Genomic DNA, 23,314 nt, shown 5'->3' with positions numbered 1-23,314 from the left:
AATCGCCAGCCGGCACCACCGCGGCGGTCGGGCCGCAACCGGGGGTTGGCTCTGGCGCAAACGCCGGTGGCTTCGATAAGCTCCGAGTCGCCGGCCGTTTCGGATCGGCCACGAAGAATGGCCGCGCAACCTGACGCGGACCTGACAGGGAGCATCCATGTACACACTCTATTGGTCGCCGGGCTCGGCCTCGATGGCGCCGCATTGCTGCCTCGAGGAAGCGGGCGCCGCCTATACCCTGAAGCTGGTCGATACCGGCAAGGGCGAGCACCAGACACCGGAATACCTGGCGCTCAATCCCAACGGCAAGGTGCCGACCCTGATCGTCGCCAATGGATCCGACGGGGGCAACTTCACCATGATCGAATCCGCCGCCATGTGCATGCTGATCGCCGATCGCCATCCGGCCGCCGGCCTGGCGCCGAAGACCGACGAGCTGGCGCGCGGGCATTTCTACATGTGGCTCACGCATCTCACCAACACGCTGCAGCCGGCGATGCTGCGCTACTATTACCCGGACCGCCACACTACGGGCGATGGCGAGGCCGTGGTGAACAAGGCGATGGAGGAAGTCGCCGCGGTCTGGAGCCGGATCGACGCGCATCTCCGGACCAAAGGCCCCTACCTGCTCGGCGACCGTTACTCCGCCGCCGATATCTTCTGCACCATGCTTTCGCTTTGGCAGGATTGCTGCCCGGAAACCTATCGCCGCTTCCCCAGCGTGAAGCGGCTCGCCGATCTGGTGATGGCCCGCCCCGCCATTCAGCGCATCGCCGCGGTGAACCAGGCGGCGTGATGCGCCCTCCCGGATTGAAGGCTGAAGACGTGCTCGACTTCTGGTTCTCCGAGCGCGTCCAGCGACTCTGCTTCGAACGCGACGAGGCTTTCGACGCCGAGATCCGCGAGCGCTTCGGCGATGCGGTGGCGGCGGCGCAGGACGACGGTTTCGAGGAATGGCGGGCAACGCCGAAGGGCGCGCTCGCGCTGGTCATCCTGATCGACCAGATGTCGCGCAACATCTATCGCGGCAGCCCGCAAGCCTTCGCCGGCGACGCCCGCGCGCTGGCCATCGCCGAGCAGATGGTGGACGCCGGTCTCGACCGCGACTTGAGCTTCGTCGAGCGGCGCTTCACCTATCTGCCGTTCGAGCACAGCGAGGACCCCAAGGTCCATAAGCGCGGCCTGGCGCTGTTCAGCGCCCTCGCCGTCGAATGCCGGGACGAGCACAATGTCGATGCCGCCGTGCAATTGCTCTACGCCGCCCGGCATGCCGAGATCATCTTCCGCTTCGGCCGCTATCCGCACCGCAATCTCTGCCTCGGGCGGGTTTCGACGCCGGAGGAAGAGGCCTTCCTGAAGGAGCCGCTCTCCTCCTTCTAAATCCCGTAAAAGGCTGGCAAATCCTGCCCTGGCAACGGGCCCGTCCATGGGCTAGATTTCGCGCGATCTTCAGGTTTTGGGACCCCAAATGCGCCGTTCATCGCTGCTCCTCGCCACCGCCATCAGCCTGCTTGCGTTCGGACCTGCATACGCGGACTATCGCGCCGCCGAGGCCGCGCTGGAGGCCGGGGACTTCGCCGCGGCGATCCCGCTGCTGGACGAGGAGGCGAAGCTCGGCAATCCGGTCGCCGCCTATAATCTCGGGCGGCTCTATGAGTCGGGCTCCGCGGGTGCGCCGGATTACCAGCAGGCGGCCACCTATTACCGGATTGCGGCCGAGCTCGACCTGGCGCCCAAGTTCGACGGCACCGCGCTCGGCCCCAATGCCGCGCAGCTGATCCAGGGCTCGCAGATGTATGCGCAATATTCGCTGGGCCTGCTCTACGAGAGCGGCCGGGGCGTGCCGCAGGATATGCAGCAGGCGGCCGGCTGGTACGTGCGCGCCTCCGATCTCGGCCATCCCAAGGCAGCGATGAAGCTCGCCTATCTGTTCCGCGACGGCGGCCAGGGGCTGAAGCCAGACGGCCGCCTCGCCGTCAGCTATTTCGAGAAGGCCGGCACCGGTGCGGCGCTGAACGAGATCGGCGTCATGTATCTGAAGGGCAATGCGGTGACCCGCAATGCCAAGACCGCCCATGACTGGTTCCAGAAGGCCGCGGCGCTGGGGAGCACCGAAGCCGAATACAATCTCGGCCTGCTGTTCAAGGCGGGTTATACCGGCCAGCCCGACTACATCCAGGCGATGGACCACTTCCAGACCGCGGCCAATGCCAAGGACGGCCCGTCGATGCTGGCCTTGGGCCAGCTCTATGCCGAGGGCAAGGGCGTGCCGCAGGACCTGGTGCAGGCCCATACCTGGTACGATCTCGCCGCGGCCAATGGCACCGCGGAAGGCGCCACCCGCGCGGCGGCACTCGAAGCCAACATGAACCCGACCGACGTGGTGCGCGCCAAGGCCCAGGCGGCGGCCTGGCAGCCGCGCGACCCGAATGCTTTGCCGGGCAGCGCGACCGCCGCGGCAACACCGCCGGCCGAGCCGGTCCCGGCACCCGCGCCCGCCGCAGAACCGGCGCCAGCGCCGGCTCCGGTCGCTGCCGCCGAGCCTGCGCCTGCACCGCAGCCGGCACCCGCACCAGCACCGGCCGTCGCCGCTGCGCCAGCGCCTGAACCCGCACCGGCACCGGCGCCTGCGCCGGCTCCCGCTCCGGCTGAGCCGACCGTCGCCGCGGCCCCGCTTCCGGAACCGGCGCCTGCGCCCGCACCGGCGCCGGTCGCCAGCGCCACGGTCACCGAGCCGCTGGAATTGCAGCCGGTGCCTTCGACCGCACCGACACCGATGCCCGCACCGGCGCAGGCCACCACCCAGCCGCTGGATTTGCAGCAGCCGGCACCGGCCGCGACGGCCGCAGCACCCGCGCCGCAACCGGCCGCGACGTCGGTGACGCCGCCCGCACCGGTACCGGACTTCACGGGCACCGAAGTGGCGACCGCACCGACGCCGGCACCAGCACCCGAACCCGCCACGCCGGCTGCCAGCAACGTGACCCAGGAAACGCTGCCGGCAGCACCGGCACCTGCGCCCGAACCGACCACCGCCGCCGCGGTCGTGCCGACGCCGACGCCGGAGGTGCAGTCGGCACCACCCGCCGCGCCCGCGGCGGAACCGGCGGCCGCGCCGGTCGCAACCACCGATCTCGCGGTGCCGGCGCGCAGCCCGAAAGAGCCCGCGCTGTTCGATCACTGAATCTAATCGTCATGCCCGCCCCCGGATCACAGTCCGGGGGTTGATCCTGGCATCTCGTGTCGCCGGAGAGAGATCGCGGTCTTGTCTTCTACTGGACGGGCGCGCCGTCGAGCTTCTTGCCGAGTTTCTGGCCGAGCGCTTCGCCGAGCTTCTCGCTTTCCGGTGACATCTCGGCGCGGAAGGGTGCCACCTGGTCGATGACCCAGTCGCGGAAGGCCTTGATCTTCGGCCGCTTCAGCGCGTCGCGCACATAGACCACGTAATAGCCGGTGTCCAAGGGCACCGAGATGTCGAACGGCCGGATCAGTCGCCCGGCCTTCAAGTCGTCGCTGGCCAGCATGGTGTTGCCGAGCGCGACGCCCAGCCCGTCGATCGCCGCCTGGATCAGCAGGTTCGAGTAGTTGAAGGCGAAGCCGCCGGACTTCAATTCCAAGCCGGTGACGCCGGCATGTTCCAGCCATTGCTGCCAGAAATCGAACTGCGCCGCCTGCCAGGTCGTGTCCGAGAGCAAGGTGAAGTTGGCGAGATCGCGCGGCTCCTTGAGCTTCTGCTCACCGCTCAGCAGCGCCGGACTGACGATCGGAAAGAGATCGTCCTTCAGCAGCAGCTCGGAATCGACGTTCGGCCATTTGCCGCGGCCGTAGCGGATCGCGATGTCGATACCGCCCTGCCCGATCTGCTCGACGCGTTCGGTCGCCGAGATCCTGACTTCGATCTCCGGATGCCGGGCGCGGAAGTCGAACAGCCGCGGCACCAGCCATTTCGAGGCGAGCGACGGGAGCACGCTCACCGTCAGCGGTCCGCCATGGCAGAGCTGGCGGAGATCCTGCGCCGCATCCGCCAATTGCTGGAAGGCGCTCCGGACCGGCGGCAGGAACTGGCGGCCGGCCTCGGTCAGGCGCAGCGCGCGGCCGGTGCGGTCGAACAGCGGCTGGCCGACCCATTCCTCGAGCGCCTTGATCTGGTGGCTGATCGCCGAATGGGTGACGTTGAGCTCCTCCGCCGCCTTCGAGAAACTGAGGTGCCGAGCGGCACTCTCGAAGTAGCGAACGGCTTTGAGGGGCGGAAAAGCGGCCATGATCAGGGACTTACCCGGGCTCCCGACTTGTGAGGTTGTCTAACAGAACAAGTTAGAAACGATCATTTGTGCCATCCGCATTTCAAGCACAGGTTAAGGCCAAGGGCAACGGCCACTCCCGGTCAGGTCCCCGTGAGATGTGAGGGAAATCATGGCACAGGTCATCAGCAATCTGGGTAGCACGCGTCGCAATTCCTATATCGGTGAAGGCCTGGTTGGCCTGTTCAACCGGGTCTCCGAATGGTCGGAGCGCCGCCGCGCCCGCAGCCACCTCTACCAAATGCCGGACTACATCCTGCACGACATCGGAGTCAGCCGCGCCGAGGTGGACGCCGAATACGTGAAGCCGTTCTGGAAGGCGTAACACCGGTCCCGATCGACTGGGATTTTCGATGACTGGGATTTCCGTTCTTCCATCTGCTCTCCCTCGAACCCAACCGCGACTGCTCCCGAGAGTCGCGGTTGGGGATCGGGGGCGAATCTGTTTTGATCCGGCCTGAAGAACTTGCCGGAATAATTGCCTGCTGATTTCGTTCGGGAGTTGTGGGGATGAAAGCACATTTCGAGCGCATGGCGCGCTACAACCGCTGGGCCAATCGCCGCATCTACGGCGTGGTGGCACAGCTCGAGCCCGAAGAGATTCACGCGCCGCGCAGCGGCTTCTTCCCCTCGATCGCGAAGACCCTCAACCACATGGTGGTTACCGACCGCATCTGGATGGGCCGCTTCGTCGGCAAGCTCTCCGATCACAAGCGGCTGGACGAAGCGCCCTACGAAGATTTCGCGGAACTCACCGCCGCGCGCGAGGCGGAGGACCAGCGCATCATCGCCTTCTTCCGCGAGCTGCCGCAGGCGCGGATCGATTCCGTGTTCGAATACAAGAACACCGCGGGCGAGCCGAAATCATCGGAGATGCTGCCGGTGCTGGCGCATTTCTTCAACCACCAGACCCACCATCGTGGCCAGGCGCATGCGATGATCTCGTCGACCCGCGTGGCACCGCCGCCGCTGGATCTGGTTTATTTCATTTATGAGGATAAAGAGGCGTAGGGCCTAAGCCGCTTCGGCGTGGTGGTTGCGCCCGCTCTTGCGGTAGAGCCAGACGCTGGCCGGCGGCAGGTTCTGCAGCACGCGGTCCTCGACCGTGCCGCTGACGCCGAGCAGGCGGCGGTTCAAAGGCGAGAACAAACCATAGGTGAACTGGATGAAGGGCGCGCCGGGCTCGAGCACGGCGAAGGCCTGCGCGCCGATGCGGTGCTGGATCGCCTTCTTCATCGAGAGCAGCGGCAGGCTGGAGACGATGCACTTCACCTGATGGATGCCCTCGCGGCGCAGCAGTTGCTGGAGATGCATGGCATCGCCCTGCAGCACCCGCACGGTCGGATAGCGCGCCGCCAGATGCCGGTGCAAGACCGGATCGCGCTCGACCACGATCAGGCGATCGGGCGGCAGGCCGGTATCGAGGATGGCGCGGGTCACCGGTCCGGTGCCCCCGCCGAGCTCGACCACATAGCCTTCGCTCCCCAGCGGAATATGCCGGGCCATGGCCGCGGCAAGCTCCGGGCTGCTCGCGGCAACAGCCCCGATCTTCAGCGGATTCTTCAGCCAGAGCTTCAGCAGCAGGCGCGATTCAGAGAGCATTTAACCCGGCCGATTCTTGGTGCTCATTCTTGGGCGCATCCTAGCCAAGTCGGGGCGGGGTGCAAGACCCTGACGCCGGTAAGGCTTCGGTCAGGTGGTGAGCACGACCTTCCCGGTGGATTTGCGCGTTACCAGGATATCGAAAGCTTGAGCAAAATTTGCCAGATCGAATCGGTGGGAAATATGCGGCTTTAGCCGCCCTCCGGCATGCATCCGGGCCAGGCCCGCGAAGCAATCCCCGATCAGCGCTGGCTGATGGCGGCGGTAGGAGCCCCAATAGAAGCCCTGGGCGTCGATATTTTTCACCAGCAGGATATTGGCCGGAATCTTCTGGACCTGCCCGGCGGCGAAGCCGACCACCAGCAGCCGCGCGCCCCAGGCGACGCAGCGCAGCGAGGCATCGAAGATTTCGCCGCCGACCGGATCGTAGACCACGTCGGCGCCCTCGCGCCCGAGCGCGGCGGCGATCGCCTTCACCCGGTCGCGGACATTCTCTGCCTTGTAGTCGATGGTCCAATCGGCGCCGTGTTCGCGGGCAACCGCGCATTTGTCGGCGCCGCCCGCCGTCGCGATCACCCTGGCGCCCAGCGCCTTGCCGATCTCGACCGCGGTCAGGCCGACACCGCCGGCGGCGCCATGCACCAGCAGCAGCTCGCCCTCCTGGAGCCGCGCCTTCCAGACCAGCGCGCCATAGGAGGTGCCATAGGCGATGACGAAGCCACCCGCCACCACCGGATCCATGCCGGAGGGAATCGGCATCGCATCCGCGGCGCGCACGATCGCCTGTTCGGCGAAGCCGCCGTGATCGACCGCCGCCATCACCGGATCACCGACCTTGATGCGCGTCTCGCCGGAACCGATTTCGAGCACCGTGCCGGCAAGCTCCAGCCCCGGCGTGAACGGCAACTCGGGCTTCTGCTGATACTGACCGGCGATCATCAGCGTATCGGCGAAGTTCAGCCCCGCCGACGCGACCTTCACCTTGATCTCGCCGGCCTGCGGTGACGGCAGATCGGGAATCTCGACCAGCTTCAGATCAGAAGGCTTGCCGAGCGCCTGGCATTGCAATGCGCGCATCTAGAAGCGCGCCTCGGTGCCGGGCGCGATCTTGCCGGTGACCGTGCCGGCCCAGTTCTTGACCGCCGGCTCGATCACCGCTCGCAGCTTCGCCTCGGCGGCCTCGTCGATGACGCCGAGATGCCGCAGCACCGCGCCCATCGCCACTTCCGAGGCGCGGCCGCCGCCGTCGGCGACTTTGAGACAGATGCCGAGGCCATGCTCCGGGAGTGCCCCCATGTAGACGCCTTCGGCACCGGTCTTGATCGCGGCCTTGGCGCCGGTGACTTCCATCACCTGGGTGCAGTAGCGGTTGGTGCCGGCGACATACCAGGGCTCGCCCGTCATCGCCTTGGCAATGCGGCGGCAGGCCTCGGCCCGCGCATCGGGCAGATGATGCGGGTCGGCGAACTGCGCCATGGCAAAGGCATGATGGCCGATCGGGAAGGCGATGGTCGGGATGCCGCAGCCGTCGATGCCGCGCGGGACGCCGGTCAAGCTGAAGCCGGACATCTGCTCGAGGATGCCGACCAGGCGCTGCTGCAGCGGATGCTCGTACTGAATATAGCCCTTGGTCGGGAAGCCGAGATGCACCGCGGCGGTGAGGAAGCCCGTATGCTTGCCCGAGCAGTTGTTGCGTTCGCGGGTCGGGCCTTCATGCGCTTCGTACATCGCACGCAAGGCCGGCTCGTGGCTCGGCGCCTGCGGGCCGCATTCGAGATCGTCGACGGTGAGGCCGACCTTGCCGAGCCAGGCCTTCACCGCATCGACATGGCCGGGCTCGCCGTTGTGCGAGGCACAGGCCAGCGCGATCTCGCGGTCGCCGAGCTGGTACTTGTCGGCGGCGCCGGATTCGACCAGCAGCAGCGCCAGCAGCGGCTTGATCGCCGAGCGGCCGTAGATCGGCGCCTCGAAATCGCCCCAGGCGGCGATCACCCCGCCATGGGAATCGACCACCGCGCCATGCACCTCGTGCTGGCTCTCGATCAGGTTGCCGCGCCAGACGTCGATCCGGATCGGGCTGCCGTCGCTCGGCACCGCGGGCAGGTCGCGGAACTGCGGCGCGGGATGAACCGGGTGGTGATGGTCGTGGTGATGATGGTGTTCGTCGGCCATGGTGCGTCCTGAGGCATTTCAGGGCTGCACCATGGAATGTGCCGCGCCGCCGCGCAAGCTCAGCTTTGTGCCGCCTTCCGACTGCGCTGCCGCGCGGTTTCGAGATTGGGCAGCAGTACCGTCAGCAGGCCGATCGCCGGCAGCCAGGCACAGACCGAGTAGACGAACTCGACGCTGGTCCGGTCGGCGAGCGCGCCCAGCACCGCGGCGCCGATGCCACCCATGCCGAAAGCGAGGCCGAAGAACAGGCCCGCGATCATGCCGACGCGGCCGGGCACCAGTTCCTGGGCATAGACCAGGATCGCGGAGAAGGCCGAGGACAGGATCACGCCGATCACCACGGTCAGCGCCACGGTCCAGAACAGGCCGACATGCGGCAGCAGCAGGGTGAAGGGCAGCGGCCCCAGGATCGAGAACCAGATCACGCGCTTCCGCCCGATCATGTCGCCGATCGGCCCGCCCGCCAGCGTGCCCGCGGCGAAGGCGCCGAGGAAGACGAAGAGGAAGATCTGCGAGGTCTGCACCGACACGTCGAAACGGTCGATCAGGTAGAAGGTGTAATAGCTGCGCAAGCTCTCGGTGTAGAAGAACTTGGAGAAGATCAGCGCCAGCAGCACCAGCAGGGCGCCGACGACCTGCCGCTTGCTGAGCTGCGGCGGCACATAGTCGGCGCGCGGCTTCGCGGCGCGGGCCTTGCGATGCGCCTGGTACCAGCTGGCGACACCATAGAGCACGGCCATCGCAACCAAGGCCGCGCCGGAGAACCAGGCGAGGCTCGCCTGGCCATGCGGCAGGATGATGAAGGCCGCCATCAACGGGCCGATCGCGGAGCCGACATTGCCCCCGACCTGGAAGATCGATTGCGCGAGCCCATGCCGGCCGCCGGAGGCGAGCCGCGCCACGCGCGAGGATTCCGGATGGAAGATCGAGGAACCCATGCCGACCATCGCCGCGCCGACCAGCAGGATCGGGTAGCTGCCGGCGAAGGCCAGCAACAGCAGCCCGACCAAGGTGCAGCCCATGCCGACCGGCAGCGCGAAAGGCCGCGGCTTCTTGTCGGTGGTGTAGCCGACCACCGGCTGCAGCAGCGAAGCGGTGATCTGGAAGGTGAGCGTGATCAGGCCGATCTGGGCGAAGGACAGCGTGTATTCGCTCTTCAGGATCGGGTAGATCGACGGGATCAGCGACTGCATCATGTCGTTCAGCAGATGGCTGAAGCTGATCGCGCCCAGGACGGCCAAGGCGGTCTTCTCCGCATCGCTCCGATCGGCGGTTGCGGCCAAATTGCTCACGCGGGCTTACTCCGGCTGGGATCACTGCGGCAGGACCGCCCATGTTCGCCGCCGCATGACGGCCGGACAACCGCAACGACCGGTGATCAGCGTTGCGTTCGGCGCAACCTCAGCCGCCGTAGACCCCCACCGCCAGCGAGCGCGGCGACAGTTCGGGCGCACCGAACCGCAAGGGGAAGCCGGCGCGCAGCCAGCGGCCGGATTCCACCCTCACCTTCCAGAGCCGGTCGGCGCCGGGAAAGGCTTCGACCTCGGGGCCATCCCAGACGACTTCCGCCGTGCCGGTCACCTGCAGCAGGTCGCCGGTCGCGAAGTCGGGGATCAGCAGGCCGGCCCGCGGGTAGGCGATGAGGTTGCCGATGGTCTGGAAAAATCCGTTGCCGCGGAAATCTGGCACCACGATCGCGCCCTCACGATCGAGGCCGAGAAAGCCCGGCTGGCCGCCGCGATGCGAGACATCGATGCTGTATTTTCCGTCCTCGCGAGACTTGGCGTCCTTAAGAGGGGCCGCCGAGGCGACGAACATCGTGTCGGCGCGGCGGATGAGATCGGCGGCTTCTGTGGGCAGGCCCGCGAAGGCTTCGACCGCGCCGGCCTGCGGCGTGAAGGCGGTGTAGTCGCGGCGCTGGATGTATTGAGGGCAGTTCCCGAAGCTCTCGCGCACATGGACCGCGAAGCCCGCCATGTCGCGCGCCACCACATGGCCGTTCATGCGGTTGCGGCGCCGGGTCGGCAGCTCGATGCCGAGAAAGCCGAGCGTGTTGCCGACTTCCAGTGCATCGCCCAGGGGGTCGCCCGGCAGCGGGTTGGCCTCGATCTCCAGCCGCCGCGGGTGCGGGCTGCTGGCGAAGCCGGGCAGGCCAGAGAGGATTGACGCCCAGGGCCGCTGCCCGGCGTCGAGCGAGCCCACTACGATGAAAGGCAGCTGCTCGAAGAACTGGCGGTGCTGGTCGGGCATGAAGTCGCGAATGACCTTCGGCCCGATCGCCGCCATATGCTCGTCGGTGCCGACCCGCGCCTGCGCCGCGCGCTCGCCGTCATGCCAGGTGCCCGGGTTCACAGAGGCGATCATCGCGGCATTCCTTCGAAATGCGGCAAGGCTTCGACCCGCTGCAGCCAGGCCTGGATGGCGGGATAGGACTCGAGCGCGATGCCGCCCTCGGGCGCAACCGACGTGTAGCTGTAGAGCGCAATGTCGGCGAGGGTGGCGCGGTCGCCGACCAGGAAGGCGCGGTCCTTGAGCGTCGCCTCCAGGATCTGGAACAGGCGCTCGGCCAAAGCCTGGGCCGCGGCGAGATCGTATTTGCCGCCGAACTTCAGGATGACCCGGGCCCGGGCCGGGCCGAAGGCCAGCCAGCCCTGCGCCACCGAGAGCCAGCGCTGAACCTCGGCCGCCGCCGCCGGGTCGGTCGGCAGCCAGGCGCGGTCCGGGTCATAGCGGCTGGCGAGATAGACCAGGATCGCGACCGAATCCGCGACCACCGTCCCGGCATCGTCGATCACCGGCACAGTCGCGAAAGGATTGAGCTTCAGGAACCGCTCGCCCCGCTGCTCGCCGCCGGCGAGGTCGATCGGCTGGAAGGTGAAGGGCAGGTCGAGGAGCCGGAGCATCAACTCCGCCCGGTGCGAATGGCCGGAAAGCTTGAAGCCGTAGAGGGTGATCGGTCGGGTCGGGCGCATGGTGGTCTCCAGGTCTGCGGAAGCTCCATATTTATTATTTCTGATTGGGCTATAAATGGCTTAATCTGGCCTTCTCTATTTCATATTTCGCATTAATCATGGATCGCCTGGAAGCCGTCGAAATCTTCGTCGCCGTGGCCGAGGCCGGCAGCTTCGTCGGCGCGTCGCGGCAGCTCGGGCGCTCGCCGGCGGCGATGACCCGGGCGGTGGCCGGCCTGGAAGACCGGCTGGGAATCCGCCTGTTCAACCGCACCACCCGGGCGGTCGCGATGACCGATGCCGGCGCCCGCTATCTCGAGCGGGCGCGAAGGGCGCTGGCCGAGTTTTCCGAGCTGGAGCTCTCGGCGGCAGGCGAGCAGCAGGTGCCGCAGGGACTGCTGACCGTGACCGCGCCGGAGATGTTCGGGCGACTGCACATCCTGCCGATCGTGCAGGCCTATATGGCCGAGTACCGGCAGGTCGATGTCTCGCTGCTGCTGTTGAACCGCATCGTCTCCTATATCGACGAGGGCATCGATCTGGGGCTTCGGATCGCGCAGCTGCCGGATTCCAGCCTACAGGCGGTCCTGGTCGGCGAGGTGCAGCGGATCTGCTGCGCCAGCCCGGATTATGTCGCTGCCCATGGCCTGCCCCGCCGGGTCCAGGACCTCAGCCGCCACGCCGTCATCGCCACCACGGGCGTCCGCCCGGTCGCCGACCGCTGGAATTTCGAGCGCCGCGGCCAGACCGTCTCGGTCCCGATCCAGCCGAAGCTGGCGGTGAACTCGGTCCAGGCGGCGCTCGATGCCGCGGTGGCCGGCGGCGGCATCGTCCGGCTGCTGTCATACCAGACCGCCATTGCCGAGGCCGAGGGGAAGCTGGTCCGGGTGCTGGAGGACGAGCCGCAACCCCCGGTCCCGGTCCACATCGTCCACCCGGCCGGGCGGCACCTCGCCATCAAGGCCCGGCTGTTCATCGACCGTGCGGTCGGCAGCTTGCGGGAAAAATTCGCCCCATAAAAAAGTTAGAGGGCCCCTCTTGACGAAAGTGACAGATTACATAATTTGTCACTCGTCAGTTTCCCCAGAGGAGCTTCTCATGGAACAGCGTCGTCTCGGCTCGAACGGGCCACTCGTCTCCGCGATCGGTCTCGGCTGCATGGGCATGTCGGACTTTTACGGCCCGGCCGACGACAAGGAGAGCCTCGCCACCATCGATGCCGCGCTCGAAGCAGGCATCACCCTCTTCGACACCGGCGACTTCTACGGCATGGGCCATAACGAGCTGCTGCTGCGCGAGGCGCTCAAGGGCAGCAAACGCGAACGCGCCTTCATCCAGGTGAAATTCGGCGCGCAGCGTGCGCCGGACGGTTCTTTTATCGGGTTCGATACGCGGCCGGCGGCGGTGAAGACCGCGGTGGCGTATTCGCTGAAGCGGCTCAACACCGATTACATCGATCTCTACATGCCGGCGCGACTGGATCCCGCGGTGCCGATCGAGGAAACCGTCGGCGCGGTCGCCGAGCTGGTGAAGGCCGGATACATCCGCCATATCGGCCTTTCCGAGATGGGCGCCGCGACGATCCGCCGGGCGCACAAGGTGCACCCGATTGCCGGCCTGCAGATCGAATACGGATTGATGACCCGCGGCATCGAACAGGAGATCCTGCCGACCCTGCGCGAGCTCGGCATCGCGGTGACCGCCTATGGCGTGCTCGGCCGCGGCCTGCTCGGCGGGTTGAAGGCCAGCGACTTCTCCCGGCCCGGCGACTTCCGCGGGCATACCCCGCGTTTCCAGGGCGAGAATCTCGCCAACAACCTGACCCTGGCGCAGCAGCTCGAGACACTCGCCAGAGAGAAAGGCGTCAGCTCGGCGCAGCTCGCGATCGCCTGGGCGCTCAGCCGTGGGGACGACATCATCCCGCTGGTCGGCACCAAGAACCGCAAGCGACTCGCCGAGGCCGTTCAGGCCACGGATATCAAGCTTTCCAAGGCGGATCTTCCCCAGATCGAGGCCGCGGTGCCGGCCGACGCGGTCGCCGGCACCCGCTATGACGCCCGGCAGATGCAGATGCTGGACAGCGAGCGCCGCTCCGCCTGATAAGGAGGGTATGAAGAAGCCCGCGACCCGTACCGGCCGACGCATGTCGGCATACGCCGACGGTGAACTTGAAGGCAAAGGCAGTGAGACCCGCGAGCGCATCCTCGCGGCGGCGGAGGATCTGCTGCGCAAGCACGGGATCGCCAAGACCTCGGTGGTGGACGTTGCGCGTGCGCTCGAGATGAGCCACGCCAACGTCTATCGCCATTTCGCCAGCAAGTCCGAGTTGCAGGACGCCGTCGCCGAGCAGTGGCTGGCCAAGATCATGGCGCCGCTCAGGGCGATCGTCGCGGAAGAGGGCGATGCCGCCGCGCGGCTGGAGCGCTGGGTGCTGACCCTGGCGGCGCAGAAGCGCGCCAAGGTGCTGAACGATCCCGAGCTCTTCGCCGCCTATCACGCGATCGCCCAGGACGCGCGCGCGGTGATCGAGAGTCATGTCGACGAGCTCCAGCAGCAGATCGCGCAGCTGATCCGCGACGGCGTCGCGCAAGGGGCCTTCAAGGTGAAGAACGCGGACGCCGCGGCCGTCGCCGTGCTCAATGCGACCTCGCGATTCCATCATCCGTATCACGTGAAGGAATCCGGCGGCCGCGACACCACGCCGGAGATCAAGGCCGTGCTGAAGCTGGTGCTCGCGGGCTTGCGTGCCGGCACGCTCTGACGCGGCCCCAAGCTGCATACAGATGCGGGTGTGATCTCGACAACTTTTGTTTGACGCGGCCGGATCGGCGCGAGACTGTGCCCCGGGACAAAAATCACATCCGAGTCGGGATTCCCGCTTCGGCTCGGGAATAGGGATTCGGGGGCGCCTTGCGCGCAGCGATCAATCTGATGGTGCTGGCCGTTATCCTGTCGGGTATCGGCCCGGTGCTGGTGCGCGGCAGCCCGGTCGATCCGGCGGCGACGGCATTCTGGCGCCTCGCCATCGCGCTGCCGATCGCACTCTTCTTCATCCGCCGCTCGGTCCTGCTGCCGCCGCGCGCTATGGCCTGGGCCGCCTTCGCCGGCCTCAGCCTCGCCGGCGATCTCTGCTTCTGGAACGAAGCGCTGGTGCGCACGACGATCCTCGAAGGGACCATCCTGGTGATGGTCTATCCGCTGATCGCGGCGATCGCGAACTATCTCATCTTCAAGGAGCGGATCACCAAGCGCGTCGCCATCGGCGGCCTGATCGCCTTCGGCGGCCTGCTGCTCATGGTTGCCGATGCCGATTCCAGCGGCGGCTCCAGCGTCGAAGGCGATCTGATGGCGGTGGCGGCCGCCTTCTTTTACACCGGCTCGCTGCTGATTTCCGCGCGACTCTGTCGAATCTACGATACCCAGATCGTCTCCTTCTGGCTGATCTTCTGGGCCGCGGTCGGCGCCGCGGTGGTCTCGTTCTGGCCGGTGGTCGCCGATCTGCTCGGCGTCATGCCGATGGCGCCCGATACCAGGGGCGTGCCGGAAGATCTTCGCGGCTGGGGCTATGTGATCGGCTACGCGGTGCTGACCCTGGTCAGCTACAACCTCTTCAACCGCGGCCTCAAAGTCGTCTCGACCGGGCTTGCCTCGCTGATGGGCTATGGCCAGCCGGTGGTCGCGACCATCCTCGGCTATTTCCTGCTCGATGAGACGCCGACCCTGGACGGGATCCTGGGCAGCGTTGTGATCGTCATCGGCCTGGTGCTGGCGACCCGCCAGCCCAAGGAAAAGCCGCAGGAAAAGCCACTGGAAAAGCCACTGGCGCCGGCCGACTAGCACGCTATGTTCCGGCCATGAACGAGAGCGACAACAAGCGCGACCGCGCCTCGCAAGCCATGGCCGGGCCGGGGCCGAAGATGCGCGGCTATTTCGGCATCGGGGTCGAGGGTATTTCAAAGCCGATGAACCTCGGCGCCGTGCTGCGCACCGCGCATGCCTTCAACGCCAGCTTCGCCTTCGCCATCAAGGCCGAGTTCGACGTGCCGACCGTGCTGGCCAGCGACACCTCGGCCGCCTTCCACAGCCTGCCGGTGCAGCTCTACGAGAGCGTCGACAGCTTCACGCTACCGATGGGCTGCCGCCTGATCGGGATCGAGATCACCGAGGATGCGGTCGACTTGCCCTCCTTCACCCATCCGGTCGCGGCCGCCTATGTGCTGGGCGCCGAGCAGGATTCGCTCTCTCCGGCGCTGCAGGAGCGCTGCGATTTCATCGTCAAGATCCCGACCAAGTTCTGCGTCAACCTGGCGGTCGCCGGCGCCATCGTGATGTATGACCGAATGATCAGCCTTGGCCGCTTCGCCGAACGCCCGGTGCGGGTCGGCGGCCCACCCGTGAATCTAAGGGGCGCCGCACAGCAGAAGAAGCATCGCCACGGCCTCCCGATCTGGAAGAAGAACCGTTTGAAAGCATTGGGCAATCCCGAATAGCTCCGGCGATCACTTTTGCCTTTCCCGGGTGGATTTTCCGCGGCGCACCTGATACATCCCGCCGATGGAAATCATTCTCAAATCCCTTCTCGCCGGCTTCGCCCTGAGCCTCGCCGCCTCGGCGCCGACCCTGGCCCAGGATGTGGCGCAGGACACCACCGCGGCGGCGGCGGCGGCGACCCCCACGACAGTGGGCAGCTTCAAGTCCTGGGAGGCCTATACCTTCGAGGATAAGGGCCGGCTGATGTGCTACACCCAGAGCAAGCCCAAGGACACGATCGGCAAGGTCGAGAGCCGCGGCTCACCGGCGGTGATGGTGATCCAGGCGCCCGACGCGGCGGCCAAGGACCAAGTCTCGATCGTGCTCGGCTTCCTGCCGCAGGACGGCAAGAACGTCGTCGTGACGATCGGCGCCAAGGCCGGCAAGGGCAAGAAGTTCACCCTGAAGAAATTCGCCGTCGGCCGCGCCTGGGCCGAGAGCGGCGGCCAGGACAAGCAGATCGTCAGCGCGATGAAGCGCTACAACTACCTGGTGGTCGATGCCACGTCGAAGAACGGCGAGAAGGTGCGCGACACCTATTTCCTCACCGGTTTCGGCAAGGCCTACGACGCCTCGGTGACGGCCTGCAAATGAGCACGGCCCATCATGCCGAGGTGTTCGAGGCACCGCCGCAGGCGGCCGACGCCAAGCGGATCCTGGTCGGCCTCAGCCGCGAGGAATTGACCGCGCTGATGCAGGAGATCGGCGAGCCGGCTTTCCGCGCGCGTCAGCTCTGGCACTGGATCTACCATCGGGGCGAGACCGAGTTCGAGAAGATGACCTCGCTCGCCAAGCCGTTCCGCGCGGCGCTCGCCGAGCGTTTCGAGGTCGGTCGGCCGGGCATCAGCGTCGACCGCGAGTCGATCGACGGCACCCGCAAATGGCTGCTGAAGTTCAGCGACGGCCAGGAGGCGGAAGCGGTGCATATCCCGGAAGAGGATCGCGGCACGCTCTGCGTCTCCTCCCAGGTCGGCTGCACCCTGACCTGCAAGTTCTGCCATACCGGGACCCAGCGCCTGGTGCGCAACCTCTCTGCCGGCGAGATCGTCGGCCAGGTGATGAACGCGCGCGACGCGCTGGGCGAATGGCCGAGCCCGCAGGACGGGCGGCTCTTGTCCAACATCGTCATGATGGGAATGGGCGAGCCGCTCTACAATTACGATAACGTCGCCAAGGCGCTGAAGATCGTGATGGACCATGAGGGCATCTCGATCTCCAAGCGCAAGATCACGCTCTCGACCGCCGGCGTGGTGCCGATGATCGGACGCGCCGGCGCCGAGCTCGGCGTCAACCTCGCGATCTCGCTGCATGCGGTCACCGACGAGCTCCGCGACAAGATCGTGCCGATCAACAAGAAGTATCCGATCGCCGAGCTGATGCAGGCCTGCCGCGATTACCCGACCTTGAACAACGCGCGGCGCATCACCTTCGAATATGTGATGCTGAAGGACGTCAACGACAGCCCGGCCGATGCGCGGGCCCTGGTTAAGCTGATCAAGGACATCCCGGCCAAGGTGAACCTGATCCCGTTCAATCCCTGGCCCGGCGCGCCGTTCGAGCGCTCGACCAATGCGGCGATCTCGAAGTTCGCCGAGATCGTGTTCAACGCCGGCTATGCGAGCCCGGTCCGCACCCCGCGCGGCGAGGACATCATGGCCGCCTGCGGCCAGCTGAAGAGCGAGAGCATCCGCGAGCGCAAGAGCGTGCGGGACGCCGCAGCGGCGGGATGAGCCGCGAACTGCGAGGCGCCTGCTTCTGCAACACGGTGCAATACACCGTCGAAGACTCCTTCGAATACGCCATGATCTGTCACTGCTCGCAATGCCGGCGGACCACCGGATCGGCGTTCAAGCCTTTCGCGGGCATCAAGCGCGGGAAGCTCCGCCTCACCGCCGGCGACGCCGCGCTCCTCGTCCATGGCGACGCTGAAGGCAACGACACCCACTGCGGGGCCTGCGGCTCACTGCTCTATTCGGTGGTGCGTGAAGGCAAGTATCTCCATGTCGCCATGGGCTCGCTGATCGATGCGCCGTCGATCCGCCCGACCGCGCATATCTTCGTCGGCTCCAAGGCCCCGTGGTTCGAGATCACCGACGCCCTGCCGCAGTACGACGAACTGCCTTGACGCCTGGATGGAGCACGAAGCCCACCCCCGATAGGGTTGGTGGGTATCCTCGCGCGCCGTCTAGGTCCGGTCGGGGTTGCGGTCGCGCCGGTTTGATATCCTACAAGCTCAGGAAGCGGCGCGATCATAGTATAGGGCGCGCGGATTGTCCGCTGCGACATCGCCTCGCTGAAGCTCCGCGCGAGCGCGGCCGTCCCAAGTCTATGCGCCCTATTCGCGCGCTCAGTATCTACTTGTGTATCTTGGCGACGCACTTTGCGTCGGCGAGAATGACCGCCGGCCGTTGTGTCCCGTTGAGTTGAGCGAGAGTTTGAATGTGGGGTTCCAGGATCTTCGATCCCAACGCCGGTCGCGACGTCGAGGTGACCCTGCAGGCGGCGGAAGACGGTCTATACATCTTCGGCTCGAATAGACGGCGCCTGCACCGCTGGCCATATGACGAGATCGTCAATGCGACGTCGAAGCATGCCGGCTGGGAGCAGACGCTGGTGCTGCGCAACCGCCGCGAAATCAGGTTGACCGTGGATGACCCGGCTTCCTATGACGAGATCGTACCGGCCGCGCCGCAACTGCGCCGGCCCAGCCTGGCGAGCCGAATATCCGACGTAGCCATGCGCCAGATCTTCTATGTCCTGATCGTGCTGGTCATGGCTGCCGTCTTCGGGATAGCAGCTTCGTTTGAATAGCGCGCCGTTACGTCCTTGTTTCCGCTCGCGGCGTCAAGAAGGGTCGCCTCGCGAGGAAGCGACCCTTCCGTTCACGCAACGCTTGCCTCGGACGCCGCGCGACTTTCGTCAGGCGGTTTTGGCGCAGCAGTTCGCCGAGATCGCCTCGACATGGCGGAAGTCGGTGCCGCAGCAGCCGCCGAGCACGGTGAAGTGCGGGTAGTGTTTCAAGAGATCCGCATACTGCCGGCCGAGCTCGGCCGGATTGCCGGCGTCGAGATCGGTCGCCGCGTCGAGCTCGGCATGGCTGCGACAGGAGGCATTGGCGCGGATGCCGCGGATGCGCTTCACCCAGGCCGCGTCCTTGTCGAGCACACTGTCGAAATGCGTCGGATGGGCGCAGTTGACCATGTAATAGGCGGCGTAGTTACCGGTCGCCGCTTCGACCTCGGCGATGGCGTCCTTCAAGGACTGGCCGGTCGGCAGGTTGCCGTCGGTCTCGACCGTGAAGGAGATCACCACCGGGATCTTCGCGGCCTTGGCGGCCTTGACGATGCCGATCGCCTCCGGCGTGTTGGTCATGGTGAAGGCGGAGACATAGTCGGCTTCGGTCTCGGCGAAGACGCGGATCTGGACGCCGTGATAATCCTCGGCCTCCTGCGCCGTCATCAGCTTGCCGGGATCGTAGCCGTCGCCGCGCGGACCGATATTGCCGCTGATCGGCATCGGGCTCTGCGCGGTTTCATGGGCGCGGCGGACTTCCGCCATGAGCTCGATGGCGCGGCGGTTGACGGCTGCTAAAGCGTTGGCATCGAAGCCGAGCTTCGCCGCCCAGTCGGCATTGGCGCGCCAGGTGGCGCTTTCCAGAATCAGGCCGGCGCCGTTCTCGACGGCGAGCCTGGCGAAGCCGGCGTAGTAGTCGCTGAGGCGCTTCGCGCCTTCCTGGCTGTTGTGCAGCGGGAAGGAGGCGAAGCAAGGCAGGTCGATGCCGTCGAGGAAGACCAGCACGGTCTCGAGGCCGGCATCGGTCAGGAACTGCTTCGTGCCCAGCTGGGGCAGGCGCTGGCGGTATTTGGCGGAAGTCTGGGAGGACATGGGCGGCCTTTCATTCGGGGGATTCGCGAGCGGCGGTTCAGCCCGCCGACGGCGGGAAATTCGCCCAATGCCACACTTTCCTCCAGAAAGCGCGCGGTACAGCTGCCTGACTTTCGGAAAATTGAGCTTTACGAATGGCTTAATGAGCAATGGTCAGAGACCTGACCCTGCAATCTGTGGTCTCTGTCACAGATTGCTGCACCAACGGTACAGTAATTTCGCCGGGCTTTCGAGGCGCGCTTCAGAAATGGGGGCGGACATGCAGGGCAGGACGGCATTGGCCCGCAAGGGCAGCGAGACCCGCGAATTGCTGCTGGAAGCGGCCGAGCGCGCGGTGCTGGCCAAGGGCTTCGCCGCGACCTCGATCGAGGAGCTGATCGCCGCGGTCGGCATCACCAAGAGCGGGTTCTTCTACCACTTCGGCGACAAGACCGGGCTCGCCAAGGCGATGCTGGAGCGGCATCTCGCCCATGACCGCGCCATCCTGGACGACGTGTTCGGGCGCGGCGACGCGCTCAACGAGGATCCGCTGCACGGCTTCCTGGTCGGCCTGCAGTTGCTGGCCGAGATGCTGGGCCAGTTGAAGGAGGCACATCCCGGCTGCCTCGCCGCGTCCTTCACCTATCAGGACCAGTTGTTCAACCGCGAGGTCCATGAGCTCAACCGGCAGGGCGTGCTGGCCTGGCGCGACCGCTTCAAGGCGCGGTTCGAGTTGATCGCCGAACGCTATCCGCCGAAGTTGCCGGTCGACCTCGACGGCCTCGCCGACATGGCCTCGACCCTGGTCGAGGGCGGGCTGGTGCTCGGCCGGATGATGCAAGATCCCGCGATCCTGCCGCAGCAGATCCGCCTCTACCGCGACTTCGTCCGCGCGGTATTTCTGCCGAATTAGTTTTCCGCATCGAGCTTGTGGCACCCCCACCCCGCCCTCCCCCGAAGACGGGGGAGGGAGTTCCATCGCACGCTTGGCGCGCGCCGCCGGCTGTGCTTACACTGCATGCAATATCCAAACGGCCGGTTCTCCTCGGCCGAACCTGCATGCATGACTGGAAGGAAACGCCATGGAATACCGCTTGCTCGGACGGTCTGGTTTGAAGGTCTCGACCCTCATTCTCGGCAGCGCGAACTTCGGCTCGGTGGGTGAATTCTTCAACAAGGCCGGCAAGGTCGATGTGGCCGGGGCACGACGTCAGATCGACCTCTACCGCGATGCGGGCGGCAACATGATCGACACCTCCAATGCCTATTCGTCGGGTGTTTCGGAAGAGGTGGTCGGCGAGGCGCTGGATGGCGCGCGCAAGGATCTGCTGGTCGCAACCAAGGTGCGCTTCCCGATGGGCAAGGGACCGAACGACCGCGGTCTCTCGCGGCATCACATCATCAAGTCCTGCGAGGAGAGTCTGAAGCGCCTCAGGCGCGAGACCATCGATCTCTACCAGATGCATCAATGGGACGGCGAGACGCCGCTCGAGGAGACGATCGACGCGCTGGACGCGCTGCAGCGCTCCGGCAAGGTGCGCTACATCGGCGTTTCCAACTGGTCCGGCTGGCACATCATGAAGGCCCTGGCGGTGTCGGACGCGCGACATCAGGCGCGCTTCGTCGGCCAGCAGATCTACTACTCGCTGCAGGCGCGCGAAGCCGAATACGAGCTGGTGCCGATCTCAGTCGACCAGGGGCTCGGCATCCTGATCTGGAGCCCGCTGGCCGGCGGCCTGCTGTCCGGCAAATACCGCCGCGGCAAGCCGATGCCGGAAGGCCGGCATCTGAATGGCTGGGGCGAACCGCCGATCAACAACGAGGAGCAGCTCTACGACATCATCGAGGTGCTGGTCGAGATCGCCGAAGCCAAGAAGCAGTCGGCGTCGGCCATCGCGCTGGCCTGGTCGCTGGGCCGGCCTGGCGTCACCGCTGCGGTGATCGGCGCGCGCAACGAGGAGCAGTTGAAGGCGAATTTGCCGGCGGGCGACCTGAAGCTCACCGACGAGGAGCGCAAGAAGCTCGACGACGTGAGCAAGCCGGTGCTGATCTATCCCTACTGGCACCAGGCGAGCACGGCATCCGATCGCTTGAGCGCCGCGGATCTGGCGCTGCTGAAGCCGTTCCTGACCGGCGGAAGCCGGATGGGTTAGCTGCCGCAGGGTTCTGGGACGGTGTTCACTTCGGCGCCGGGCATTTCCTTGTCCCAGCCGTAGATGTCGTCGCGGAATTGCAGCGTGCCGTCGGCGTCGATCCAGGCGGTGTCGTAGACGAAATGCACCGGGACCGGCTGGGCCAGCGCCACGACCTGGGTGCCGCCGACCGCCAGCGCGCCGTCGATGCGGCCTTCGGTCCAGGCGGGATCCGCGGCGAGCAAAGCCTTCACCAGGGCGGCGATGTTCGGCAGCGCCACGCAGCCGAGATTGGCATGGCGTTCAGGGGCATCGAAGGCGGCCTGGTTCTGCTCGCCGCCGGGTGCGCCGTGCAAGGCGATGCGGTTGTTGCCGGCGATGAGCAGCTTGGCCAACCCCAGCGGGTTGCCGGCCCCCGGTACCTGGCGCAAGCCGTCATCGGTCACGCGGATGCCGTGGTTGATGAAATAGAGCGCGTCCTCTTCCTGGCGCGGCCAGAGCTGGCGATCGGCGACGCTCTGCGGGATGCGGTAGGAGGGACGCAGTTCGACCCGGTCGATCGCGGCATCCAGCACCGGCGTCGGTGTCGCCACGGCGCCGAGGATCGCCGGGCCTTCGACGATGGTGCTGCCCTTGTCGACCAGCCGGTAGCGCGCGGCGGCGAGGTTGACGACCAGATAGCGCTCGCCCCATTGGCGCGCCTGGCTGCGGGCGATGTTGCGCTCCAGGCTGGCCGCACGGTCCTTGGCCGGGACATTGAGGGCGGCCAGCGTGCCGGCGCCCATGACGCCGTCCGGCGGCAAGCCGTGCCGCCGCTGGAAATTCTCCAGCGCGGATTTCAGCGGCAGGTCGAACTCAGCGCCCGCGGTCTCGGCCTTGAGATCGCCGGAAGCGATCAGATGCTTGCCCAAGGCCTCGACCCGCGGGCCGGCATCGCCGAGCGCGAGCTTCGGCCCGTCCGGGATCACCGGCCAATCCTGCAGGGACGCCAGCGCCGCCTTAATGCGCGCCTGCTCCGGCGATTCCGGCGGCGGCGGTGCAGGGGGCGGCGTTTCGACCTTGGGCGCTTCCACCGCCGGCGGCGTCTCGACCTTCGGGGCTTCTGCGACCGGCGCGGGCGCGACCGGCTCAGGCTCGCTCAGCAATGCGATCGGGTCGGTGGAGGCCGAGAGCGCATCAAGAGCGGCCGCGAAACCGGCGGGCGCATCCTTCGGACGCAGGGCGCGGGCCGTGGCGCTGTAGAGCGCGCTCAGCAGCAGGTCGGCAGCGGCGCGGGAGTCAACGCCGCTCTCATAGGTCCGGGCGCGGGCCGCGTCGAGCAGCGGCTGCAGGTTGTTGCCGATGGTCAGATCGGACTGGGTGAGCCGGTCGATCAGGGCCCGGGCGGCGGGCGCCGCGGCGGTCACGAACCAGATCGGCCGGTTGCCGCGCAGGGTATAGGTGTTGCGCAAGGCGGCGACCGCCTCGGCGCCGAGCGCGGCGTCGATATCGATGAGCGGCGGCGCGCCGACCGCGAGGATCTCGCCGATCGCCTTGGCCTCCGGTGCAGCATCCTGGGCCGCCACGGGTCCCACCATGGGCAAGGCCGTGCAGGCGAACAAAAGGAAGGCGACGCGAATCATCCGCATCATTCAACAATAGGCTTGAGTGCAATCTCCCGCCAAGCGGACTTCTGGCCCAAGGGTCCTGGCATCGGCGGCTGGCGCAGCGGGAATGTTTCAACTAGCGTCGCGGTTCATCACGCGCGGGCAAGGGAAAGCGA

25 protein-coding genes are annotated in these 23,314 nt (G+C 66.6%); 16 read left to right on the top strand and 9 right to left on the bottom strand.

Annotation, left to right across the window (positions count from 1 at the left end):
• Positions 1 to 157 precede the first annotated feature (157 nt).
• The 3 genes from ACH2CY_RS12810 to ACH2CY_RS12800 all read left to right on the top strand — a co-directional run bounded on the left by ACH2CY_RS12810 (position 158) and on the right by ACH2CY_RS12800 (position 3,184).
• Positions 158 to 796 (top strand): glutathione S-transferase family protein, encoded by a 639-nt coding sequence (locus ACH2CY_RS12810; RefSeq protein ID WP_395019578.1) that lies wholly within the window; start codon positions 158 to 160, stop codon positions 794 to 796.
• Positions 796 to 1,380, top strand: coding sequence for a DUF924 family protein (locus tag ACH2CY_RS12805; RefSeq protein WP_395019577.1), 585 nt, complete (start codon positions 796 to 798; stop codon positions 1,378 to 1,380). The genes ACH2CY_RS12810 and ACH2CY_RS12805 overlap by 1 nt, the downstream gene beginning before the upstream one ends.
• A gap of 88 nt (positions 1,381 to 1,468) precedes the next feature.
• On the top strand, positions 1,469 to 3,184 hold the full coding sequence (locus tag ACH2CY_RS12800) for a tetratricopeptide repeat protein (RefSeq protein ID WP_395019576.1): 1,716 nt from the start codon (positions 1,469 to 1,471) through the stop codon (positions 3,182 to 3,184).
• A gap of 88 nt (positions 3,185 to 3,272) precedes the next feature.
• Here ACH2CY_RS12800 and ACH2CY_RS12795 read toward each other — a convergent pair whose 3' ends face one another.
• Positions 3,273 to 4,262 carry a transcriptional regulator GcvA gene (locus ACH2CY_RS12795; protein ID WP_395019574.1) on the bottom strand — a complete coding sequence of 330 codons (990 nt, stop codon included), beginning with the start codon at positions 4,260 to 4,262 and terminating at the stop codon, positions 3,273 to 3,275.
• A gap of 151 nt (positions 4,263 to 4,413) precedes the next feature.
• Here ACH2CY_RS12795 and ACH2CY_RS12790 point away from each other — a divergent pair, with 151 nt between their 5' ends.
• On the top strand, positions 4,414 to 4,626 hold the full coding sequence (locus tag ACH2CY_RS12790) for a DUF1127 domain-containing protein (RefSeq protein ID WP_395019573.1): 213 nt from the start codon (positions 4,414 to 4,416) through the stop codon (positions 4,624 to 4,626).
• 185 nt (positions 4,627 to 4,811) lie between these two features.
• A complete protein-coding gene (locus ACH2CY_RS12785) occupies positions 4,812 to 5,312 on the top strand; it encodes a DinB family protein (RefSeq protein WP_395019571.1) in 501 nt (166 codons plus the stop codon).
• Between the two features lie 3 nt (positions 5,313 to 5,315).
• On the opposite strand, the gene ACH2CY_RS12780 is transcribed toward ACH2CY_RS12785, so the two are convergent.
• From ACH2CY_RS12780 to ACH2CY_RS12755, 6 genes are all read right to left on the bottom strand, one after another.
• On the bottom strand, positions 5,316 to 5,903 hold the full coding sequence (locus ACH2CY_RS12780) for a class I SAM-dependent methyltransferase (protein ID WP_395019570.1): 588 nt from the start codon (positions 5,901 to 5,903) through the stop codon (positions 5,316 to 5,318).
• 90 nt (positions 5,904 to 5,993) lie between these two features.
• On the bottom strand, positions 5,994 to 6,980 hold the full coding sequence (locus ACH2CY_RS12775) for an NADPH:quinone oxidoreductase family protein (protein WP_395019569.1): 987 nt from the start codon (positions 6,978 to 6,980) through the stop codon (positions 5,994 to 5,996).
• A complete protein-coding gene (locus tag ACH2CY_RS12770) occupies positions 6,981 to 8,075 on the bottom strand; it encodes an asparaginase (protein ID WP_395019567.1) in 1,095 nt (364 codons plus the stop codon).
• A 59-nt stretch (positions 8,076 to 8,134) separates the two neighbouring features.
• Positions 8,135 to 9,367 carry an MFS transporter gene (locus ACH2CY_RS12765; RefSeq protein ID WP_395019566.1) on the bottom strand — a complete coding sequence of 411 codons (1,233 nt, stop codon included), beginning with the start codon at positions 9,365 to 9,367 and terminating at the stop codon, positions 8,135 to 8,137.
• A gap of 109 nt (positions 9,368 to 9,476) precedes the next feature.
• Complete coding sequence (locus tag ACH2CY_RS12760; protein WP_395019564.1) at positions 9,477 to 10,439, bottom strand: pyridoxamine 5'-phosphate oxidase family protein; 963 nt, start codon at positions 10,437 to 10,439, stop codon at positions 9,477 to 9,479.
• Complete coding sequence (locus ACH2CY_RS12755) at positions 10,436 to 11,047, bottom strand: glutathione S-transferase family protein (protein WP_395019562.1); 612 nt, start codon at positions 11,045 to 11,047, stop codon at positions 10,436 to 10,438. Before ACH2CY_RS12755 ends, ACH2CY_RS12760 begins: the two co-directional genes overlap by 4 nt.
• Before the next feature lie 98 nt (positions 11,048 to 11,145).
• Here ACH2CY_RS12755 and ACH2CY_RS12750 point away from each other — a divergent pair, with 98 nt between their 5' ends.
• The 9 genes from ACH2CY_RS12750 (at position 11,146) to ACH2CY_RS12710 (ending at position 18,367) form a co-directional block, all read left to right on the top strand.
• Positions 11,146 to 12,045, top strand: a complete 900-nt coding sequence (locus ACH2CY_RS12750) for a LysR family transcriptional regulator (protein ID WP_395019559.1) — start codon at positions 11,146 to 11,148, stop codon at positions 12,043 to 12,045.
• A gap of 79 nt (positions 12,046 to 12,124) precedes the next feature.
• On the top strand, positions 12,125 to 13,126 hold the full coding sequence (locus ACH2CY_RS12745; protein ID WP_395019558.1) for an aldo/keto reductase: 1,002 nt from the start codon (positions 12,125 to 12,127) through the stop codon (positions 13,124 to 13,126).
• Between the two features lie 10 nt (positions 13,127 to 13,136).
• Entirely contained in the window at positions 13,137 to 13,787 is a 651-nt protein-coding gene (locus ACH2CY_RS12740) for a TetR family transcriptional regulator (protein ID WP_395019556.1), read from the top strand.
• 149 nt (positions 13,788 to 13,936) lie between these two features.
• Complete coding sequence (locus tag ACH2CY_RS12735) at positions 13,937 to 14,863, top strand: DMT family transporter (RefSeq protein WP_395019555.1); 927 nt, start codon at positions 13,937 to 13,939, stop codon at positions 14,861 to 14,863.
• An 80-nt stretch (positions 14,864 to 14,943) separates the two neighbouring features.
• On the top strand, positions 14,944 to 15,516 hold the full coding sequence (locus tag ACH2CY_RS12730) for an RNA methyltransferase (RefSeq protein WP_395019635.1): 573 nt from the start codon (positions 14,944 to 14,946) through the stop codon (positions 15,514 to 15,516).
• A gap of 64 nt (positions 15,517 to 15,580) precedes the next feature.
• Positions 15,581 to 16,150: an invasion associated locus B family protein gene (locus tag ACH2CY_RS12725; protein ID WP_395019554.1), complete on the top strand. Its 570-nt coding sequence runs from the start codon at positions 15,581 to 15,583 to the stop codon at positions 16,148 to 16,150.
• Positions 16,147 to 17,286 carry a 23S rRNA (adenine(2503)-C(2))-methyltransferase RlmN gene (gene rlmN / locus ACH2CY_RS12720; RefSeq protein WP_395019553.1) on the top strand — a complete coding sequence of 380 codons (1,140 nt, stop codon included), beginning with the start codon at positions 16,147 to 16,149 and terminating at the stop codon, positions 17,284 to 17,286. The genes ACH2CY_RS12725 and rlmN overlap by 4 nt, the downstream gene beginning before the upstream one ends.
• Complete coding sequence (locus tag ACH2CY_RS12715; protein ID WP_395019552.1) at positions 17,283 to 17,681, top strand: GFA family protein; 399 nt, start codon at positions 17,283 to 17,285, stop codon at positions 17,679 to 17,681. The genes rlmN and ACH2CY_RS12715 overlap by 4 nt, the downstream gene beginning before the upstream one ends.
• A 314-nt stretch (positions 17,682 to 17,995) precedes the next feature.
• Positions 17,996 to 18,367, top strand: a complete 372-nt coding sequence (locus ACH2CY_RS12710; RefSeq protein ID WP_395019551.1) for a hypothetical protein — start codon at positions 17,996 to 17,998, stop codon at positions 18,365 to 18,367.
• Between the two features lie 108 nt (positions 18,368 to 18,475).
• Here the strand turns inward: ACH2CY_RS12710 and ACH2CY_RS12705 are convergent, their stop codons facing one another.
• A complete protein-coding gene (locus ACH2CY_RS12705) occupies positions 18,476 to 19,441 on the bottom strand; it encodes a homocysteine S-methyltransferase family protein (RefSeq protein WP_395019548.1) in 966 nt (321 codons plus the stop codon).
• A 259-nt stretch (positions 19,442 to 19,700) separates the two neighbouring features.
• Between ACH2CY_RS12705 and ACH2CY_RS12700 the strand changes: the two genes are divergently transcribed.
• Both ACH2CY_RS12700 and ACH2CY_RS12695 read left to right on the top strand, forming a co-directional pair.
• The gene (locus ACH2CY_RS12700) at positions 19,701 to 20,333 is read left to right on the top strand and encodes a TetR/AcrR family transcriptional regulator (RefSeq protein ID WP_395019546.1); all 633 of its coding nucleotides are present in this window, start codon (positions 19,701 to 19,703) and stop codon (positions 20,331 to 20,333) included.
• Positions 20,334 to 20,502: 169 nt separating this feature from the next.
• Positions 20,503 to 21,573 carry an aldo/keto reductase gene (locus ACH2CY_RS12695; RefSeq protein ID WP_395019544.1) on the top strand — a complete coding sequence of 357 codons (1,071 nt, stop codon included), beginning with the start codon at positions 20,503 to 20,505 and terminating at the stop codon, positions 21,571 to 21,573.
• Here the strand turns inward: ACH2CY_RS12695 and ACH2CY_RS12690 are convergent.
• Positions 21,570 to 23,174: a peptidoglycan-binding protein gene (locus ACH2CY_RS12690; protein ID WP_395019542.1), complete on the bottom strand. Its 1,605-nt coding sequence runs from the start codon at positions 23,172 to 23,174 to the stop codon at positions 21,570 to 21,572. The genes ACH2CY_RS12695 and ACH2CY_RS12690 overlap by 4 nt on opposite strands.
• Positions 23,175 to 23,314: the final 140 nt, after the last annotated feature.

The organism is Dongia sp. (assembly GCF_041905885.1).
Lineage (GTDB): Bacteria > Pseudomonadota > Alphaproteobacteria > Dongiales > Dongiaceae > Dongia.
The sequence above is the reverse complement of the archived record's forward strand: the minus strand, read 5'-3'. Positions and strand labels throughout refer to the sequence as shown.

Coding starts and splice junctions, on each gene's coding strand:
- rlmN (WP_395019553.1), top strand. CDS start 16,147: ATGAGCACGGCCCATCATGCCGAGGTGTTCGAGGCACCGCCGCAGGCG.
- ACH2CY_RS12740 (WP_395019556.1), top strand. CDS start 13,137: ATGAAGAAGCCCGCGACCCGTACCGGCCGACGCATGTCGGCATACGCC.
- ACH2CY_RS12705 (WP_395019548.1), bottom strand. CDS start 19,441: ATGTCCTCCCAGACTTCCGCCAAATACCGCCAGCGCCTGCCCCAGCTG.
- ACH2CY_RS12810 (WP_395019578.1), top strand. CDS start 158: ATGTACACACTCTATTGGTCGCCGGGCTCGGCCTCGATGGCGCCGCAT.
- ACH2CY_RS12700 (WP_395019546.1), top strand. CDS start 19,701: ATGCAGGGCAGGACGGCATTGGCCCGCAAGGGCAGCGAGACCCGCGAA.
- ACH2CY_RS12790 (WP_395019573.1), top strand. CDS start 4,414: ATGGCACAGGTCATCAGCAATCTGGGTAGCACGCGTCGCAATTCCTAT.
- ACH2CY_RS12755 (WP_395019562.1), bottom strand. CDS start 11,047: ATGCGCCCGACCCGACCGATCACCCTCTACGGCTTCAAGCTTTCCGGC.
- ACH2CY_RS12805 (WP_395019577.1), top strand. CDS start 796: ATGCGCCCTCCCGGATTGAAGGCTGAAGACGTGCTCGACTTCTGGTTC.
- ACH2CY_RS12690 (WP_395019542.1), bottom strand. CDS start 23,174: ATGATTCGCGTCGCCTTCCTTTTGTTCGCCTGCACGGCCTTGCCCATG.
- ACH2CY_RS12725 (WP_395019554.1), top strand. CDS start 15,581: ATGGAAATCATTCTCAAATCCCTTCTCGCCGGCTTCGCCCTGAGCCTC.
- ACH2CY_RS12785 (WP_395019571.1), top strand. CDS start 4,812: ATGAAAGCACATTTCGAGCGCATGGCGCGCTACAACCGCTGGGCCAAT.
- ACH2CY_RS12745 (WP_395019558.1), top strand. CDS start 12,125: ATGGAACAGCGTCGTCTCGGCTCGAACGGGCCACTCGTCTCCGCGATC.
- ACH2CY_RS12800 (WP_395019576.1), top strand. CDS start 1,469: ATGCGCCGTTCATCGCTGCTCCTCGCCACCGCCATCAGCCTGCTTGCG.
- ACH2CY_RS12775 (WP_395019569.1), bottom strand. CDS start 6,980: ATGCGCGCATTGCAATGCCAGGCGCTCGGCAAGCCTTCTGATCTGAAG.
- ACH2CY_RS12715 (WP_395019552.1), top strand. CDS start 17,283: ATGAGCCGCGAACTGCGAGGCGCCTGCTTCTGCAACACGGTGCAATAC.
- ACH2CY_RS12750 (WP_395019559.1), top strand. CDS start 11,146: ATGGATCGCCTGGAAGCCGTCGAAATCTTCGTCGCCGTGGCCGAGGCC.
- ACH2CY_RS12795 (WP_395019574.1), bottom strand. CDS start 4,262: ATGGCCGCTTTTCCGCCCCTCAAAGCCGTTCGCTACTTCGAGAGTGCC.
- ACH2CY_RS12780 (WP_395019570.1), bottom strand. CDS start 5,903: ATGCTCTCTGAATCGCGCCTGCTGCTGAAGCTCTGGCTGAAGAATCCG.
- ACH2CY_RS12770 (WP_395019567.1), bottom strand. CDS start 8,075: ATGGCCGACGAACACCATCATCACCACGACCATCACCACCCGGTTCAT.
- ACH2CY_RS12695 (WP_395019544.1), top strand. CDS start 20,503: ATGGAATACCGCTTGCTCGGACGGTCTGGTTTGAAGGTCTCGACCCTC.
- ACH2CY_RS12730 (WP_395019635.1), top strand. CDS start 14,944: ATGCGCGGCTATTTCGGCATCGGGGTCGAGGGTATTTCAAAGCCGATG.
- ACH2CY_RS12760 (WP_395019564.1), bottom strand. CDS start 10,439: ATGATCGCCTCTGTGAACCCGGGCACCTGGCATGACGGCGAGCGCGCG.
- ACH2CY_RS12710 (WP_395019551.1), top strand. CDS start 17,996: ATGTGGGGTTCCAGGATCTTCGATCCCAACGCCGGTCGCGACGTCGAG.